Raw genomic sequence first — 16,676 nt, forward strand, 5'->3', positions numbered from 1 at the left:
CGGCGTGGTGGCGGTGCCAGCGGCGGGTCCGGTCAGGGTGCGGCCGCAGGTCAGGGGCGCGCGCCCGGTGCCGGGCGCGGTGCCGGCCAGCCCGCCCGCGCGAGCCGTCCCGCCCAGGGTGGTTCCACGGTCATGTACTCCTCCACGACGGGTGGCCGCAGCGGCGCCGTCGAGATGTCCCGCGGGTCCGACGCCGGTCGTCGCCGCTCGCGCTGAGCACGCTGCCGCCCGCCGAGCGCTGCGATGCGCTCGGCGGTGTGGCTTGCGGTCCCCGCACGGGAATCCGCGTCCGCTCGGTTCGGTTGGTCCTGAGAGGACGGCACACCCGAGGTGCGAGCGGCTACGGCCGCTCCGCCCCGGCAGGCTGCTCCGCCCCGACCGAAGGAGCGCGGACATGAACTACCCCGTCGAACGTAGTGACGACGAATGGCGCCTGGAGCTCGACCCGCAGGAGTTCAGCGTCCTGCGCCGGGCGAGCACCGAGCGGCCCTGGACCGGGGCGTTGCTCGGCGAGAACCGCGAGGGCATCTACCGGTGCCGCGCGTGCCAGGCGGAGCTGTTCCGGTCGGACACGAAGTTCGACTCCCACTGCGGCTGGCCGAGCTTCTACTCGCCGCTGGCGGGTGACGCCGTCGAGCTCATCGAAGACCGCAGCCTCGGCGCGGTACGCACGGAGGTGCGCTGCGCGACGTGCGGCTCGCACCTCGGGCACGTGTTCGACGACGCCCCGCAGACGCCCACCGGGGACCGGTTCTGCATGAACTCGGTCTCGTTGACCTTCGAGCCTGTCCCCAAATGAACCTGTGCCGGAACAGTGAACTTCGGGCCCTGACCTGCCGATAGGACAAGCATGTCCTCGACGCTGACCGTCCGCCGCTGGCGTCGTTTCGGCGCCGACCGCCTGGTGGTCACCGAGGACACCGGCGAGCGAGTGGGCTGGATCGACCTGCGGTCGGGCCAGATCACGGTCGACCGGCCCACCGGCGAGGCCGCACTGCGCCTCGCGGCCCAGGAGTACCTGCGCGCCGACGTCTCCGAGCTCGTCCTGCCCGTCGTGCGCGGTCCGCGCGACGCGTTCGACGAGCTCGTCGCCGACGAGATCTCCACGGCGCGACCCGGGGCGCACAGCAGGCAGGACGAGTCGCTCGGGGCACGGCTGGAGCGTCTCGTGCCCAGCGGCTGGCTCGTGCTGCACGACGTCCCGGTCGGCCTCCAGGGCGGGTTGCTCGACCACCTGCTGATCGGTCCGGGCGGCGTCTACACGATCCGGTCGTACGCCCACCCCGGCTCCGCCGCCTGCCTCAGCCGGACCGGCATCGTCATCGACGGCCGGCCGACCCACTACCTTCGCGATGCCCAGCTCGAGCAGAGCCGGGTGGAGGAGCTGCTCCGCAATTCCGCCGGGGTGGTGGTCGAGGTGCGCGCCGTGATCGTCCTCGACGCGGTGATCCTCGCCACGCCGGTGCGGCCCGAGGCCGCTCTCGTCACGGTGCGCGACGACGTCCCGGACGTGTTCCGTCGGGTTCCCCCGCGCCTCGCCGCGACGAAGGTCGAGGCGATCCGGGCCGCCGCGGGTCGGCGCTCGACCTGGACCGTCTAGTCCGCGACCGGACCGACGACGGTCACCCGGCGAGATCGGGGACAATCGAGACCATGACGTTTCGTGGTGGGCTCCATGTCTGAGACCGGTCCGGCGACGAGCAGGCCCCGTCGGCCGGCGATGCTCGACCCGCGCGCCGCCGACGAGCTGCCGGGGGACTCCGACCCTGCGCTGCGGTCGGAGATCGCGCACACCACCGCGGGCGCGATCGTGCACCGGGCCCGCGCCTCGGAGGACCCCGCCGTCGTCGAGCGCCTGGTCCGGCTCGTCGAGGCCGAGGGGCTCGACGAGCTCGCCGCGCTGTGGGCCGACAGCCCCGCCGGGACGCTGCCCGGTGCGTTGTGGCGGCTGTACGTGCTGCGCGAGTGGGTCCGCCGCGACCCGGAGACCGTGGCCGAGCGCTATCGCAGCGGAGCGGGTACCGCGCAGGTGCCCGGCGTGGTCGCCGGCGTCGCGATGCCCCCCGGGCCCGACGACGTCCGCCAGGTCGCCGATGCGGTCCTGTCGGGGGTGTTCGCGGGGGACCTGGCGGTCGCCCTCGAGCGGGGTGCGGCGTTCTGCCGGGTGCTGTCCACCGGTGCCGCGTTCGACGCCGACGGCGTCGAGGACCTCGATCCCGACGGCGCGCGACGGCTCACCCGCGGCGCGTCGTCGCTCATCCGGACCGCCGAGGAGCTCGAGGCCGCAGCCGATCTGTGGCGCCGCGGTCGTCTGGACTAGTCCCGGCATCGGCCGAAACGCGGGCGTAGAGTGTTCGACGACGTCGGGCCGCGGTAGCCCCGGGCTCCACATATCGCCGCCTCGAGCGGCCTTCGCGCCGACAGGCGCTTCCCGGTCCGACGTCGCTTCGTTCCTGGTTCTTCCGTCGCCCGTCGGACGCGCGGTGCGACCTGGTTTGCTTTCGCGTTCACCCGAGCGCTGCTTTGGCCTGTGCTCGCCCCAGCGTCCCCCTCGGAGAGTCCTCCAGTGCGCCTGCGCCTGACACCGCGCGATACGTCCTTCTTCGATCTGTTCGCCGTCACGGCCGAACACCTCATCACCGGCGCGAACCTGCTCGCCGAGCTGCTCGGTGCCGACCGTGCGGGCCGGATCGCCCTCGGCGAGCAGCTCGCCCACGTCGAGCACCTGGCCGACGAGTCCACCCACGCGATCATGCACCGGCTGAACAAGACGTTCGTGACCCCGTTCGACCGGGACGACATCTACAACCTCGCCTCCGCGCTCGACGACTGCATGGACTACATGGAAGAGGCCGGCGACCTCATCGTGCTGTACAAGCTCGACGAGCTGCCCGACCAGGTGTCCGAGCAGGTCCAGGTCCTGCAGCGTGCGGCCGAGCTGACCGCCGACGCGATGCCTCGCCTGCGCTCGATGGCCGACCTGCCGCCGTACTGGGTCGAGGTGAACCGCCTGGAGAACCAGGCCGACAAGGTGCACCGCAAGCTGCTCGGGCAGATGTTCGACGAGATCTCCGACCCGATCCACCTGATGAAGCTCAAAGAGGTCGTGGAGAAGCTCGAGGACGCCGCGGACGCGTTCGAGACGGTGGCGAACACCGTCGAGACCATTGCCCTCAAGGAGTCCTGAGCAGCGGTGGAGCTCGTCCTCGTCGTCATCGTCGTGCTCGTCGCGCTCGGATTCGACTACACCAACGGATTTCACGACGCCGCCAACGCGATCGCGACCTCGGTCTCGACCCGGGCGCTGACCCCCCGGGTCGCCCTGATCATGGCGGCCGTGTTCAACGTGATCGGCGCGCTGCTCGGCACGGGCGTGGCGCTGACGATCGGCTCCGGCATCATCGACATCTCGCCCGAGTCCGGCGTCCAGGGCCTCACGGTCGTGCTGGCCGGGCTGATCGGCGCGATCACCTGGAACCTCATCACGTGGTGGCTCGGGCTGCCCTCGTCGTCGACCCACGCGCTGATCGGTGGCCTCACGGGGGCCGGGCTCGCGTCGTCGACCACCGTGCACTGGAACGTGATCCTCGACAAGGTCGTCCTGCCGATGGTCATCTCGCCGCTGGTCGGGTTCGGGCTCGCCTACCTGCTGATGGTCGTCGTCCTCTGGATCGTGCGCAGCATGGCGCCGGCCAAGACGATGCGCCGCTTCCGGATCGCCCAGACGGCGTCGGCCGCCGCGATGGCGCTGGGCCACGGACTGCAGGACGCGCAGAAGACCATGGGCGTCATCGTGCTGGCGCTCGTAGCTGGCGGGCTGATGCCGCAGGGGTCGGCGATCCCGCTGTGGGTCAAGCTCGCCGCCGCCACCGCGATCTCGCTCGGTACCTACTCCGGCGGCTGGCGCATCATGCGCACGCTCGGCCGCAAGATCATCGAGCTCGACCCGTCACGCGGGTTCGTGGCCGAGACCGTCGCCGCGTCGGTGCTCTACACGACCGCGTTCGTGTTCCAGGCGCCGATCTCGACGACGCACACGATCACCTCGGCGATCATGGGCGTCGGCGCGACCAAACGCCTGTCCGCCGTGCGGTGGGGCGTGGCGAAGAACATCGGGATCGGCTGGATCCTCACCATCCCCATGGCGGGCCTGGTCGCGGCGGGCATGTACGCGGTCTTCAGCCTCTTCCTCTAGCCTGTCGGCCCAGTTCCCAGAGGAATCCGCGCCTCTTTCGCGCACATTCCTCGGGGAACCGAGCCGGAGCGTCAGCGGCGGGTGGGGACCGGGGGGCGGTGCAGCTCCGCGCCCATGATGCGGGCGCCTTTGGGGGTCTGGCCGACGTGCGCGACGAGCACCTGGCCGGGCTGCAGGAACGGGTCCTTGGCCGGCAGGGTGCTCGCCACCGACCGGCGCGAGTGCTGCCCCAGCACGTCGAGCACGGTGGGCAGCACCGGACGGTGCGTGCACATGACCACGTCCTGGTTGGACTGCAGCAACCGCCACACCTCGCCGGCCACCTTGCTCGGCGACCGCTCGTGGGCGGCCTCGGTCAGGTCGGAGTACCCGGGCACGATGCCGGCCGCGCGCGAGTACGGCTCGATCGTGCGCGCGCACCGCTCCCAGGCGCTCGTGACGACGTCGCGCACGCCGAACGCCGCGAGGACCGGCACGAGGGAGTCGGCCTGCACCCGCCCGGGGGCGGTGAGCGGCCGGTCCGTCTCGCCGCCCTTCCAGGTCGACCGCGACTGCGCTTTCGCGTGCCGCGCGACGACGAGCACCCTCGTGTCGAGGCGGTCCTTCTCGTGCAGCGCCACGAGCTCGGCGAGGGGGAGGCGGTCGGCCGCGCGGGTCAGCGTCCGCTCGGCCTTCTCGAGGCTCATCCACGCGATGTCGTCGATCTCGTCGACCGTGGCCGCGACCACGTCCGCACGCGCACCGAGCGCGGGTGCGTCGGCCTCGGAGGCGACCCGCGCCGCCCACAGGCGCACGTGCTTGATCCGACCGTCGGTCAACCGGTACCGCAGGCCGGGCAGCGGCATCCCGAGGACGACGTCGTGTCCCGTCTCCTCGCTGATCTCCCGGACGGCGGCCGCGGGAAGCGACTCGCCGGGGTCGACCTTGCCCTTCGGCCACGACCAGTCCTGGTAGCGCGGCCGGTGCACGAGCAGCACCTCGAGCGAGTCCTGCCCCCTGCGCCACACCAGGGCGCCGGCCGCCATCACGGACGGCTGGCGGGAGGTCGAGCGGCTCACCGGCAGGTCACATCGCCGGTTCGACGACAACGCTCCGCTCCGGCGGGCAGATCGGCCGGCATCAGCGTGCCCGGGCCGGGCGACGGCGCTGCGAGATGTGCCACGCCTGGAGGTCGGCGAGCGGCTGGCCGTTCTCGCGCAGGTGGTGCCGGACCCAGGTGCCGTCCGGCTGCAGGTGCCACGACGACGTGCCGTTGCTCATGGCGAGGTCGTTGAGGTCGACGAGCTCGGCGATCTGCTCGGGGTCGACGACCCGGATGAGGGCCTCGACGCGGCGCTCGAGGTTGCGGTGCATCAGGTCGGCCGAGCCGATGAAGACCTCGGGGCCGTCCCCGGAGGAGTCCGCGAACGCGAAGATCCGGGAGTGCTCGAGGAACCGGCCGAGGATGGAGCGCACGCGGATCGTCTCGCTCAGGCCCGGGACGCCGGGGCGCAGCGCGCAGATCCCGCGCACGACCAGGTCGATCGGCACCCCGACCTGGGACGCCCGGTAGAGCGCGTCGATGACGGACTCGTCCACGATCGAGTTGACCTTGATCTTGATCCAGGCGGGGCGGCCGCCGACGTGCGCCGCCGCCTCCCGGTCGATCCGCTCGATCAGGCCCGGGCGCAGCGAGCGCGGCGCGACCAGCAGCCGGTGGAACCGGGACTTCGGGGCGTATCCGCTCAGCTGGTTGAACAGTCGGGTGAGGTCCTGGCCGACGTCGAGGTCGCAGGTGAGCAGCCCGTGGTCGGTGTACAGGCGAGCCGTCTTGGGGTTGTAGTTCCCCGTGCCGACGTGGCAGTACCGGCGCAGGCCGTCCGACTCCTGGCGCACCACGAGGCTCAGCTTGCAGTGCGTCTTGAGGCCGACGATCCCGTAGACCACGTGCACGCCGGCCTGCTCGAGCTTGCGTGCCCAGGAGATGTTCGCCTGCTCGTCGAACCGCGCCTTGATCTCGACCAGCGCGAGCACCTGCTTGCCCGCCTCGGCGGCGTCGACCAGCGCATCGATGATGGGCGAGTCCCCGGAGGTCCGGTACAGGGTCTGCTTGATCGCGAGCACGTTCGGGTCGGCCGCCGCCTGGGCCAGGAACGTCTGCACCGACGTCGAGAACGAGTCGTACGGGTGGTGCAGCAGGATGTCACGCTCGCGGATGGCCGCGAACACGTCGGTCGGCTTGGCGCTCTCGACCTCGGCGAGCTGGCGGTGCGTGGCGGGCACGAACCGCGGGAAGCTCAGGTCGGCGCGGTCGAGGTCCGCGATGAGGTTCAGGCCGGTCAGGTCGAGCGGGGCCGGCAGCTCGTACACCTCGTCCTCGGTGACCCCGAGCTCGCGCACGAGCAGGTCCCGGATGCGCGGCTGGATCTGTTCGGCGAGCTCGAGCCGGACCGGCGGCCCGAACCGGCGGCGCAGCAGCTCCTTCTCCATCGCCTGCAGGAGGTTCTCGGCGTCGTCCTCCTCGACCTCGACGTCCTCGTTGCGCGTGACCCGGAACGTGTGGTGCTCGACGATCTCCATCCCGGGGAACAGCTGGTCGAGGTGCTGGGCGATGACGTCCTCGACGGGGACGAACGACATCGGGCTGACCTTCGTGGACTCGGCCTGCGCGCCCGGTGCGCCCGGCGCGCTCGGCCGGCCGCGGGCGTCGACGGCGATGAAGCGGGGCAGCAGCGGCGGGACCTTGACCCGTGCGAAGTGCTCCTTGCCGGTCGCCGGGTTGAGCACGACGACGGCGAGGTTGAGCGAGAGCCCGGAGATGTACGGGAACGGGTGCGCCGGGTCGACCGCGAGCGGGGTGAGCACGGGGAAGATCTGCTTGCGGAAGAACTTGTGCAGCCGCTCGTGCTCGGTCGGGGCGAGCTCGTCCCAGTGCACCAGCGTGATGCCCTCCGCGGCGAGCGCGGGCTGGACCTGGTCGGCGAACACGCGGGCGTGGCGGTCCATCAGCTCGTGGGCGCGCTCGCTGATGACCTCGAGCACCTGCCGGGGGCTCAGGCCCGACGCCGCCGTCACGGCCAGGCCGGTCGCGATGCGCCGCTTCAGGCCGGCGACGCGGACCATGAAGAACTCGTCGAGGTTGGAGGCGAAGATCGCCAGGAACCGCACCCGTTCGAGCAGCGGCTGGTGCGGGTCCTCGGCGAGCTCGAGCACGCGCTGGTTGAACGCCAACCAGCTGAGCTCGCGATCGCTGAACCGGTCGTCGGGCAGCCCGGCGGCGATGCCGAGCGCGGCGCGCACGTCACTGGTGGCTTCGCGCGGTTCCGCCACGGTGGGCACGGGACCGGCGGCGGCGGCGATCGGGGGCCTGCGCACCTTCGCGGTCCGCGGACGGGCGGTCGGCTGATCAGTCATCCGCCCATGGTGCCACTCCTGGGTGAACACAGGGTTGCCGAACCATCCGCCCGGCGCGTGTCAGCCGAACTGCACGTCGACGCCCGCGCGGGCGAAGCCGAGTCGGGCGTACGCACGCAGCGCGATCTCGTTGTCCGCCTCGCAGTACAGGATCGCGGTGCCGATCCCGCGGCCGGCGAGGTGCTCGAGCCCCTGCCGGATCAGCGCGCCACCGAGCCCGAGGCCCTGGGCGTCCGGATCGACCCCGACGACGTAGATCTCGCCGGCCGCCTCGTGCGTCGCGTCGGCCGGGTGCACCTTGGTCCAGACCGAGCCGAGCAGGACGCCGTCGCGCTCGGCGAGGAGGAAGCCCGCCGCGTCGAACCACGGCTCGGCCATCCGCGCATCGAGGTCCCGCCGCGTGATCCGGCCCTGCTCGGGGTGGTGGGCGAACGCGCGCGCGTTGGCGCGCCGCCAGTCGTCCTCGTCCTGGCCGGGCACGAACGCGCGCACGCTCACGCCGCGCGGCGTCGGCGCACCCTCGTCGGCCGGCAGCGTCGAGAGGTCGAGGCTGAGGAAGAGCAGCTCCCGCACGACGGCGAGGCCCGCGCTCGCGGCGAACGCGCGCGCCGCGGGCAGGTCCCCGTGCGCCCAGACCGAGAACTGGCGTCCGTCCGGGGACCCCGCGCCGTCCTCGGCGGCGAGCCCGCGGGCCGCCTCGAGCAGCACGCGCCCGACGCCGCGGCGCCGGAAGCGGGGGGCGACCACCATCTCGGCGGTCGCCGATCCCGGGGCGCCGAGGTCGAGCTGCGCGTACCCGGCCAGGGCGCCGTCGGGGTTCGCGACGTCCTGGCGATCGACGTCGTCCCGCGGGGCGCGCACCAGCAGATGGACCGTGCCGGCTTCCGCGGTGAGGTGCAGCAACGGGTTCTCCGACAGGGGAGCCACGCCGTCGGCGGCCGCGGCCTCGGCCGCGAGGGCGCGGATCTCGGCGACCGCAGCGGGGTCGAGCGGGCCGCGCCGGGTGACCGGGAGGAGAGAGGTCATGGTTTCCATCTCACCACGCGGGCGGGCGCGGTCGGGACGGTTGGCCGAACCGGTGACGGCCGTGGCACTGTGACTGGCGATGAGGGACTCCTATGGTGCGCGCGTCGACGTCGTCGTCATCGGTGCCGGCCAGGCCGGGCTCGCCGCGGCGTACCACCTGCGGCGCGCCCGGCTGGCGCCGCGCGGCCCGGGACGCCCGCCGGCGGTCGGCGGCTTCGTGGTGCTCGACGACGCGCCCGCGCCTGGGGGTGCGTGGCAGCACCGGTGGGACTGGCTGCGGATGCAGGACGCGCACGGCGTGCACGAGCTCCCCGGCGCGCCGATGCCCGCGGTGGACCCGGGCGAACGCGCGTCCGTCGCGGTGTCGCGGTACTTCGCCGCGTACGAGCGGGAGCTCGCGCTGCCGGTGCTGCGCCCGACGCGGGTCCGGGCGGTGCGCGACGTCGGCGGCCCGGGCGGGCTGCTGGCCGTCGAGACCGAGCACGCGGAGTGGCTCACGCGTGCGGTCGTGAACGCGACCGGCACCTGGCAGCAGCCGTTCTGGCCGGCCTACCCGGGGCGCGAGACGTTCGCCGGGGAGCAGCTGCACAGCCGCGACTTCCGGTCCGCCGCGGACTTCCGCGGCCGGCACGTGGTGGTCGTGGGCGGCGGCACGTCGGCGGTCCAGCTCCTGCTGCAGCTCGCCCCGGTCACCTCCACGACCTGGGTCACCCGCCGGCAGCCCGAGTTCCTGGCGCGCCCGTTCGACGAGGAGTGGGGGCGCGCCGCCGTTGCCATGGTCGACGAGCGCACCCGGGCCGGTCTGCCGCCCAGGAGCGTGGTCGGCGTGACGGGGCTGCCGCTGACCGAGCAGTACCGCCGCGGGATCGACGACGGCGTCCTCGCGCCGCTGCCGATGTTCGACCGGATCGAGCCCGACGGCGTCGCCTGGGTTCCGCAGGTCGCGCGACCGTGGGCCCCGGACCGGCCGGTGCCGGCGCACCTGCACGCAGACGTGCTGCTGTGGGCCACCGGCTTCCGGGCCGGCCTGGGCCATCTCTCGCCCCTCGGCCTGCGCGGCCGGGGCGGCGGGATCGTGATGGACGGCCCGCAGGTCGTCGCCGACCCGCGGATCCAGCTGGTCGGCTACGGCCCGAGCGCGAGCACGATCGGCGCCGGGCGAGCAGGCCGGGAAGCGGTTCGCAACCTCCGCCGCCTGCTCGCCCTCTGACGGGTCGGCTCACCCGGCGCCGGGTCGGTCAGGTGGCCGAGGACGTGGTGAGCGGGGGCTTGTCCAGGCCCTTGGCGATCAGGGCCATCACCGACGAGTCGGCCAACGTGGTCGCGTCACCCACCGTGCGGTGCTCGGCGACGTCGCGCAGCAGGCGGCGCATGATCTTGCCCGAGCGGGTCTTGGGCAGCTCCTGGACCACGAGGATCCGCTTCGGCTTGGCGATCGGTCCGATCTCCTTGGCCACATGCGTCCGGAGCTCCTCGACCGTGCCGTCGTCCTCCTCGATCCCGCCGCGCAGGATGACGAACGCGACGACGACCTGGCCGGTCGTCTCGTCGGCCGCGCCGACGACCGCGGCCTCGGCGACCGAGGGGTGCGAGACCAGGGCCGACTCGATCTCGGCGGTGCTCAGGCGGTGCCCGGACACGTTCATCACGTCGTCGACCCGGCCGAGCAGCCAGATGTCGCCGTCGTCGTCCTTCTTGGCGCCGTCGCCCGCGAAGTACAGCCCGGCGAACCGCGACCAGTAGGTGTCCTGGAACCGCTCGGGATCACCCCAGATCCCGCGCAGCATCGCCGGCCACGGCCGGGAGACCACGAGGTAGCCGCTGCCGCCGTCGGGCACGGGGTGTGCCTCGTCGTCGACGACGTCGGCGCCGATGCCGGGCAGCGGGGTCTGGGCCGAGCCGGGCTTGAGCGAGGTGATGCCCGGCAGCGGCGAGATCATCATCGCGCCGGTCTCGGTCTGCCACCACGTGTCGACGATCGGGGTGAGGTCCGAGCCGATGACCCGGCGATACCAGGTCCACGCCGCGGGGTTGATCGACTCCCCGACGCTGCCGAGCACGCGCAGGGACGACAGGTCGTGCGCCGCAGGGTGCTCCTCGCCCCACTTCATGCAGGTGCGGATCGCGGTGGGCGCGGTGTAGAGGATCGAGACCTTGTACTTCTCGACGATCTCCCACCAGCGGGCGCGCGTCGGGGTGTCCGGCGTGCCCTCGTAGATCACCTGGGTCGCGCCGTTCACGAGGGGCGCATAGGCGACGTAGGTGTGCCCGGTGACCCAGCCGACGTCGGCCGTGCACCAGTAGACGTCGGTGGCCGGCTTGAGGTCGAACACGTTCAGGTGCGTGAACGCGGCCTGCGTGAGGTAGCCGCCGGTCGTGTGCAGGATGCCCTTCGGCTTCCCGGTCGTGCCGGACGTGTAGAGGATGAACAACGGGTGCTCGGCCTCGACCCAGACCGGGGTGTGCTGGTGGGAGGCGGCCGCGAGGGCCTCGTCCCACCACACGTCGCGCCCGGGGGTCCAGGCGGTCTCCTGGCCGGTGCGGCGCACGACGAGCACGTGCTGGATCGTCGGTGCGCCCTTCGCGAGCGCGTCGTCGACCGCGGGCTTGAGCGCCACGGCGGCACCCCGGCGGTAGCCGCCGTCGGCCGTGATCACGAGCTTGGCCTCGGCGTCCTGGATCCGGGAGTGCAGCGCCTCCGCGGAGAAGCCGCCGAACACGACCGAGTGCAGCGCACCGATCCGGGCGCAGGCCAGCAGCGCGATCACGGCCTCCGGGATCATCGGCAGGTAGACCGCCACCCGGTCGCCCGTCGTGACGCCGAGGGCCCCGAGAGCGTTCGCCGCGCGGGAGACCTCTTCCTGCAGGTCCGCGTAGGTGATCGCACGGGTGTCGCCGGGTTCGCCCTCGAAGTAGATCGCGACCCGATCGCCGTTCCCGGCCTCGACATGGCGGTCGACCGCGTTGTAGCAGGCGTTCAGGGACCCGTCCGCGAACCAGCGCGCGACCGGGGCGTGCGACCAGTCGAGCACCTCGGTGAACGGCGTCTGCCAGGTGATCAGCTCGCGGGCCTGCTCCGCCCAGAACCGCTCGGGGTCGGCGCTGGCCCACGCGTAGATCTCCGGATGGGCGTTGGCCTGGGCACTGAATGCCGGGTCCGGTGGGAATCGCAGCTCTGGTGTCTCGGTGGTGTCGGGCCCAGGTGAGGTCGGGGCGTCCTTGGTCACAGTTCCTCCAGCGCGCAGCGTCATTGTTGCGTGAGCTCGGGTCTCTCGACCCGGTGGGGTGACTCTAGTGCCGGGCTACGCCTCGTGTGACTGTTCGCGGAACGCGCCGAGCGCCAGGCCGCGGCGCCGCACGAGGGACAGGGCGGTCGCCGCGGCCACCAGGAGGATCCCCGTGAGGAACAGTCCGCCGGTCGTGGCGACGGTGATCGAGTTGAGCACCGTGACCCGGTTCTGCTCGGTCGAGATCAGCCGCACGGTCTCCCGGTGGGCCTGGACCGGGGCGAACAGGAACGCGGCGCCGACGAGGATCGCGAGCAGTCCACCGGTGAACGGCACGGTGGGGGTCCACACGCCCAGGACGACGATCAGGCCGGCCAGGAGCACGCCGAGGGTGACCAGGACGATCCCCAGGGTCTCCGGGTCCACGTCCGAACGGCCGACCCCCTGCGCGAGGATGCGGGACTGTCCGAGCACGACGAGGAACCCGGCGAGCAGCGTCAGGGCGAAGCCGACGAGGATCCCGAGCAGGTGCCCGCCGAACCCGGTGGTGCGGGGGCCGGTCGGGACGGGGAACGCGTCGACGCTCGGGGTGCGGTCCTCGCGGTCGCGGCGCAGGGCCTCGCCGGGTGCGGCGGGCGGGGCTGCGGGCGTCGAGTCGGGCGCTGAGGCCGGCGGCGTTGCGGGGGTGGTCGGTTGCCCGTGGTCGGGCGTCAGCGGGTCGGTCGACGGGGTGGCTGCGGGTTCGGCGCGCGGGTCCTGGGGCTGCTCGGGGGTGCTCATCGGTGCTCCGTTCGACGGTGATGCGGTGTCGGTCGGCGCGGTGGCGCTGGTGCGCAGCATAGCCAGCGCGCGCTCGGTGCGGGCCTCGAGGGCCGGTCAGGAGGTCAGGAAGCGCGGTCCGCGAGGGTGGCGCGCGCCAGGTCGGCCTGGCCGGTGGCGGTCGCGGCTGCCGCGACGGGGACCACGGGCCGACCGGCGATGACGGCGTAGGCCACGCCGACCACGATCGCACCGCCGACCAGGTTGCCGGTGCCGACGAACAGCAGGTTGCGTCCGAAGTCCGCCAGGCTCGCGCCCGGCAGGCCGCCGAGGATGCCGAGCGAGAACGTCGTCATGTTCGCGACGACGTGCTCGAAGCCCGACGTGATGAACGCGAGCAGGCACCAGAAGATCACCAGGAGCTGGGCGCCCTCGCTGCGCAGCCGGGCCGCCGACCACATCGCGAGGCACACCAGCATGTTGCAGAGCACCCCGCGCCAGAACAGCTGGCTGCCCGACTCGTGCGACTTGCCCTCGAGCATGCTGGCGATCATCGCCCCGGCCGGGGTCTCGGGTGCGAGCACGCCGGACGAGTGCACCATGAACGCGAAGATGAACGCACCGACGAGGTTGCCGACGAACGAGAACGCCAGGGTCCCGGCGGCCGGTCGCCAGCCGATCGTGCGGCCGATCGCCCCCTGGGTGAGGGTCATCATGTTCGACGTCGCGAGCTCACCGCCCGCGGTGAAGACCAGGGTCAGCGCCACGCCGAAGACGAGGCCCTGGACCAGCTTGGTCCACGGCGACCCCTCGGCCAGGAGCCCACCGGCGGCGCTCACCATCAGCACGACGGCGATCCCGATGTACGAGCCGGCCAGGGCCGCCTGCACGAGGTAGGCGACCGGGCGGCGCGTGGAGGCCACCTTCTTCGCGGCGTAGTGGACCTGCGAGTCCATGGTTTCGCTCATTGTCAGCACACTCCAGGCTCCCCCACGTCCGACGGCGTCGATCGGGACCAAGGCCCGGGAATGCGCTCCGCCGGTGCGCAGGTTGGCCAGATGTGACCAGTCTCCTGTTCGAGCCCCTGACCCTGCGGGGCACCACGTTCGCCAACCGCCTCTGGCTCGCCCCGATGTGCCAGTACTCCGCGATCGACGGGATGCCGAACGACTGGCACCTCATGCACCTCGGGGCGCGCGCGGCCGGCGGGTTCGCCCTGGTGCTGGCCGAGGCCGCCGCCGTCGTGCCCGAGGGCCGCATCACGCCGCAGGACGCCGGGCTCTGGTCGGACGAGCAGGCGGTCGCCTGGGCTCGCATCGTCGACTTCGTCCATGCGCGCGGCGCGCTGGCCGGGATCCAGCTCGCGCACGCGGGGCGCAAGGCCTCGACCTATGCGCCCTGGGCGGCCCCGAGCGGCTCGATCCCGGTGGCCGACGGCGGCTGGCCCGCGCTCGCGCCCTCCGGCGAACCGTTCCCGGGGTACGCCGCGCCGTCGGCCATGACGTCCGCGCAGATCACTGCGCTGCCGCGGGACTTCGCCGCCGCGGCCGCACGCGCCGACGACGCGGGCTTCGACGTCGTCGAGGTCCACGCCGCGCACGGCTACCTGCTGCACGAGTTCCTGTCCCCGCTGTCGAACGACCGCACCGACGAGTACGGCGGCTCGCTCGAGAACCGGGCCCGGCTGGTCGTCGAGGTGGTCGACGCCGTCCGCGCCGTCTGGCCGCAGCACAAGCCGCTCTTCGTGCGGTTCTCCGCGACCGACTGGACCGCCGGTGGACTCACGGTGGACGAGGTGACCCAGGTCGCCAAGGAGCTCGCCGCGCACGGGGTCGACCTCGTGGACGTGTCCTCCGGGGGCAACGTGCCGGCCCAGATCCCGATCGGACCCGGCTACCAGGTGCCGGCGGCCCGGGCGGTGCGGGAGGGGTCCGGCCTGCCGGTCGGTGCCGTCGGGCTGATCACGACCCCGCACCAGGCCGAGCAGGTGCTGGTCGACGGCGCGGCGGACGCCGTCTTCCTCGGTCGCGCTGCCCTGCGCGACCCGATGTTCCCCCTCCGCGCCGCCCACGACCTCGGCGTCCCCCTGGCCGAGGCCAACTGGCAGCCCCAGTACGTCCGAGGCGCCTGGCGCTGACCCCCGCCAACCCCTCCTGACTCTCCGCGAGTGCGGGCGAACGGTTCCTCCGTTCGGCCGTTCACCAGCAGATCGACCGCACTCGGCGTCCGGGTCGGCGGGTCCGGGTCGGGGGGTCGGGGTCGGGGGGTCGGGGTCGGTCGGGGTGGGGTGGGTCAGGTGTCGTCTCGGGCGGCCTTCTCGACGGCGGCGGCGACCACGGTCGTGACGTCCGGGTGGAACACGCTCGGCACGATGTAGGTCGCGTTCAGCTCGTCGTCCGTGACGGTCGACGCGAGCGCCCTTGCCGCCGCGAGCAGCATGGACTCGGTGATCCGGTGCGAGCGTGCGTCGAGCAGTCCGCGGAACACGCCCGGGAACGCGAGCACGTTGTTGATCTGGTTGGCGAAGTCGGACCGGCCCGTACCGACGACGGCGGCGTGCTTCGCGGCGTCGACCGGGTCGACCTCGGGGCGCGGGTTGGCCAGGGCGAAGACGATCGAGTCGGGGGCCATCGTCGCGACGTCGTCGCCCGTGAGGACGTCCGGCGCGGACACCCCGATGAACACGTCCATGCCGGCCAGGGCCCCGACCAGCGTCCCCGTCACGCCCCGCGGGTTGGTGTGCTCGGCGGTCCAGACCAGCTCGTGCGCGAGGCCGGGCCGGGCCGCGTGCACGACCCCGTCGACGTCGGCCACGACCACGTCCCGCGCGCCGGCCGCGAGCAGCAGCTTGAGGACCGCGGTCCCGGCAGCGCCCGCGCCCGAGAGCAGGATCCGCACGTCGGGCAGCTGCTTGCCGACCACCCGCAGCGCATTGGTCAGCGCGGCCACGACGACGATCGCGGTGCCGTGCTGGTCGTCGTGGAAGACCGGGATGTCGAGCCGCTCGCGCAGCCGCCGCTCGATCTCGAAGCAGCGGGGGGCCGAGATGTCCTCGAGGTTGATCCCGGCGAACACCGGCGCGATCGCCACCACGGTGTCGACGATCCGGTCGACGTCGGTCGTGTCGAGCGCGATCGGGAACGCGTCGATGCCGGCGAACCGCTTGAACAGCACGGCCTTGCCCTCCATGACGGGCAGCGCCGCGAGCGGGCCGAGGTTGCCCAGGCCGAGCACCGCGGTGCCGTCGGTGACCACGGCGACGGTGTTGCGCTTGATGGTCAGGCGGCGGGCGTCCTCGGGGTGGGCCGCGATCGCCTCGCACACGCGCGCGACGCCGGGGGTGTAGACCATCGACAGGTCGTCGCGCGTGCGCAGCGGGACCTTCGACTCGATCGACAGCTTGCCGCCCAGGTGCAGCAGGAACGTCCGGTCGCTGACCCGGTCGACGACGACCCCCGGCAGTGCGCGCAGCGCGTCGACGATCTCCTTGGCGTGCTCCTCGCCACGGGTCGCGCACGTCACGTCGACCGTGATCCGCTCATGGGCCGACGACGTCACGTCGAGCGCGGTGACGATGCCGCCGGCGCGTTCGATCGCGGTCGTGAGCTCGCTGACGGCGGTCGGGCGCGCCTCGACCTCGAGCCGGGTGGTGATCGACGAGGACACACTCGGCGCTGAGGTCATGGGCAGATTGTGCCACCGGGGCAGCGAGCCCAGCGCGATTCGCCGGGGGCCCGCTCGCCTACGCTGACCGGCGTGACGACTGACCCGCTCCTGCCCCTCGTCGAGCTGCCGGGGGTGGCCGACGCGGTCGCCCGCGCCCGGGTGGCATGCGAGGAGCTGCGCTGGCACGAGGCGTTCCGGCGGCGGTGGCGCGAGGTGCGCGCCGAGGCGACCGTCCGGTCGGCCCGCGCGAGCGCGGCGCTCGAGGGAGCCGGCGTCCCGCTGACCGTGCTCCGCGATGCCGCCCGGGGTGCGGCGCCCGTCCCGGCCGACGGCGCCGGCCGGCTCGCGTTCGGCGCCCTGCGTGCGGCGGCCGAGGGCGAGCGGCTGATGCCGGTGCTCGGGGCGCGCGG

Annotated in this window: 15 protein-coding genes and 1 pseudogene; 9 read left to right on the plus strand and 7 right to left on the minus strand. The window is 73.0% G+C overall.

Translation table 11 applies throughout. The annotated features are described in order from the left end of the window. From EUA98_RS19900 to EUA98_RS17985, 6 genes are all read left to right on the plus strand, one after another. Positions 1–216, plus strand: a 216-nt coding sequence (locus EUA98_RS19900) for a hypothetical protein (RefSeq protein ID WP_207219146.1), incomplete at its 5' end; no start/stop codon positions are given. 178 nt (positions 217–394) lie between these two features. After that, entirely contained in the window at positions 395–799 is a 405-nt protein-coding gene (gene msrB, locus EUA98_RS17965; protein WP_130104071.1) for a peptide-methionine (R)-S-oxide reductase MsrB, read from the plus strand. A gap of 51 nt (positions 800–850) precedes the next feature. Beyond that, complete coding sequence (locus EUA98_RS17970; RefSeq protein ID WP_130104072.1) at positions 851–1,600, plus strand: nuclease-related domain-containing protein; 750 nt, start codon at positions 851–853, stop codon at positions 1,598–1,600. A 120-nt stretch (positions 1,601–1,720) separates the two neighbouring features. After that, entirely contained in the window at positions 1,721–2,320 is a 600-nt protein-coding gene (locus EUA98_RS17975; protein ID WP_130104084.1) for a hypothetical protein, read from the plus strand. A gap of 246 nt (positions 2,321–2,566) precedes the next feature. Continuing rightward, on the plus strand, positions 2,567–3,187 hold the full coding sequence (locus EUA98_RS17980; RefSeq protein ID WP_130104073.1) for a DUF47 domain-containing protein: 621 nt from the start codon (positions 2,567–2,569) through the stop codon (positions 3,185–3,187). A 6-nt stretch (positions 3,188–3,193) separates the two neighbouring features. Further along, a complete protein-coding gene (locus EUA98_RS17985; RefSeq protein ID WP_130104074.1) occupies positions 3,194–4,195 on the plus strand; it encodes an inorganic phosphate transporter in 1,002 nt (333 codons plus the stop codon). Positions 4,196–4,266: 71 nt separating this feature from the next. On the opposite strand, the gene EUA98_RS17990 is transcribed toward EUA98_RS17985, so the two are convergent. The 3 genes from EUA98_RS17990 to mshD form a co-directional block, all read right to left on the minus strand. Further along, positions 4,267–5,253: an NUDIX hydrolase gene (locus EUA98_RS17990; RefSeq protein WP_242511693.1), complete on the minus strand. Its 987-nt coding sequence runs from the start codon at positions 5,251–5,253 to the stop codon at positions 4,267–4,269. Between the two features lie 61 nt (positions 5,254–5,314). Further along, entirely contained in the window at positions 5,315–7,588 is a 2,274-nt protein-coding gene (locus EUA98_RS17995; RefSeq protein ID WP_130104075.1) for an RNA degradosome polyphosphate kinase, read from the minus strand. A 60-nt stretch (positions 7,589–7,648) separates the two neighbouring features. Continuing rightward, entirely contained in the window at positions 7,649–8,614 is a 966-nt protein-coding gene (mshD, locus tag EUA98_RS18000) for a mycothiol synthase (RefSeq protein WP_242511695.1), read from the minus strand. Between the two features lie 79 nt (positions 8,615–8,693). Here mshD and EUA98_RS18005 point away from each other — a divergent pair, with 79 nt between their 5' ends. After that, on the plus strand, positions 8,694–9,824 hold the full coding sequence (locus tag EUA98_RS18005; protein ID WP_130104077.1) for an NAD(P)-binding domain-containing protein: 1,131 nt from the start codon (positions 8,694–8,696) through the stop codon (positions 9,822–9,824). Positions 9,825–9,852: 28 nt separating this feature from the next. Here EUA98_RS18005 and acs read toward each other — a convergent pair whose 3' ends face one another. The 3 genes from acs to EUA98_RS18025 form a co-directional block, all read right to left on the minus strand. Continuing rightward, positions 9,853–11,865 (minus strand): acetate--CoA ligase, encoded by a 2,013-nt coding sequence (acs, locus tag EUA98_RS18010; RefSeq protein WP_130104078.1) that lies wholly within the window; start codon positions 11,863–11,865, stop codon positions 9,853–9,855. Between the two features lie 51 nt (positions 11,866–11,916). Further along, the gene (locus EUA98_RS19905; protein WP_165372895.1) at positions 11,917–12,621 is read right to left on the minus strand and encodes a hypothetical protein; all 705 of its coding nucleotides are present in this window, start codon (positions 12,619–12,621) and stop codon (positions 11,917–11,919) included. Positions 12,622–12,725: 104 nt separating this feature from the next. Beyond that, complete coding sequence (locus tag EUA98_RS18025) at positions 12,726–13,568, minus strand: formate/nitrite transporter family protein (protein WP_130104081.1); 843 nt, start codon at positions 13,566–13,568, stop codon at positions 12,726–12,728. 92 nt (positions 13,569–13,660) lie between these two features. Here EUA98_RS18025 and EUA98_RS18030 point away from each other — a divergent pair, with 92 nt between their 5' ends. After that, a complete protein-coding gene (locus EUA98_RS18030) occupies positions 13,661–14,737 on the plus strand; it encodes an NADH:flavin oxidoreductase/NADH oxidase (RefSeq protein ID WP_130104082.1) in 1,077 nt (358 codons plus the stop codon). Between the two features lie 155 nt (positions 14,738–14,892). Here EUA98_RS18030 and EUA98_RS18035 read toward each other — a convergent pair whose 3' ends face one another. Next, positions 14,893–16,284, minus strand: coding sequence for an NAD-dependent malic enzyme (locus EUA98_RS18035; protein ID WP_130104083.1), 1,392 nt, complete (start codon positions 16,282–16,284; stop codon positions 14,893–14,895). A gap of 72 nt (positions 16,285–16,356) precedes the next feature. On the opposite strand from EUA98_RS18035, the pseudogene EUA98_RS18040 reads away from it, so the two are divergent. Next, a pseudogene (locus EUA98_RS18040) lies at positions 16,357–16,676 on the plus strand (cell filamentation protein Fic); the annotation flags it as partial.

It is taken from the genome of Pengzhenrongella frigida (assembly GCF_004168625.1).
GTDB classification, from domain to species: domain Bacteria; phylum Actinomycetota; class Actinomycetes; order Actinomycetales; family Cellulomonadaceae; genus Pengzhenrongella; species Pengzhenrongella frigida.

Bases quoted from the DNA above. Each gene is read 5' to 3' on its own strand.
- acs (WP_130104078.1), bottom strand. From the start codon at position 11,865: ATGACGCTGCGCGCTGGAGGAACTGTGACCAAGGACGCCCCGACCTCA.
- msrB (WP_130104071.1), top strand. From the start codon at position 395: ATGAACTACCCCGTCGAACGTAGTGACGACGAATGGCGCCTGGAGCTC.
- EUA98_RS18025 (WP_130104081.1), bottom strand. From the start codon at position 13,568: ATGAGCGAAACCATGGACTCGCAGGTCCACTACGCCGCGAAGAAGGTG.
- mshD (WP_242511695.1), bottom strand. From the start codon at position 8,614: ATGACCTCTCTCCTCCCGGTCACCCGGCGCGGCCCGCTCGACCCCGCT.
- EUA98_RS18035 (WP_130104083.1), bottom strand. From the start codon at position 16,284: ATGACCTCAGCGCCGAGTGTGTCCTCGTCGATCACCACCCGGCTCGAG.
- EUA98_RS19905 (WP_165372895.1), bottom strand. From the start codon at position 12,621: ATGAGCACCCCCGAGCAGCCCCAGGACCCGCGCGCCGAACCCGCAGCC.
- EUA98_RS17995 (WP_130104075.1), bottom strand. From the start codon at position 7,588: ATGACTGATCAGCCGACCGCCCGTCCGCGGACCGCGAAGGTGCGCAGG.
- EUA98_RS17975 (WP_130104084.1), top strand. From the start codon at position 1,721: ATGCTCGACCCGCGCGCCGCCGACGAGCTGCCGGGGGACTCCGACCCT.
- EUA98_RS18005 (WP_130104077.1), top strand. From the start codon at position 8,694: ATGAGGGACTCCTATGGTGCGCGCGTCGACGTCGTCGTCATCGGTGCC.
- EUA98_RS17970 (WP_130104072.1), top strand. From the start codon at position 851: ATGTCCTCGACGCTGACCGTCCGCCGCTGGCGTCGTTTCGGCGCCGAC.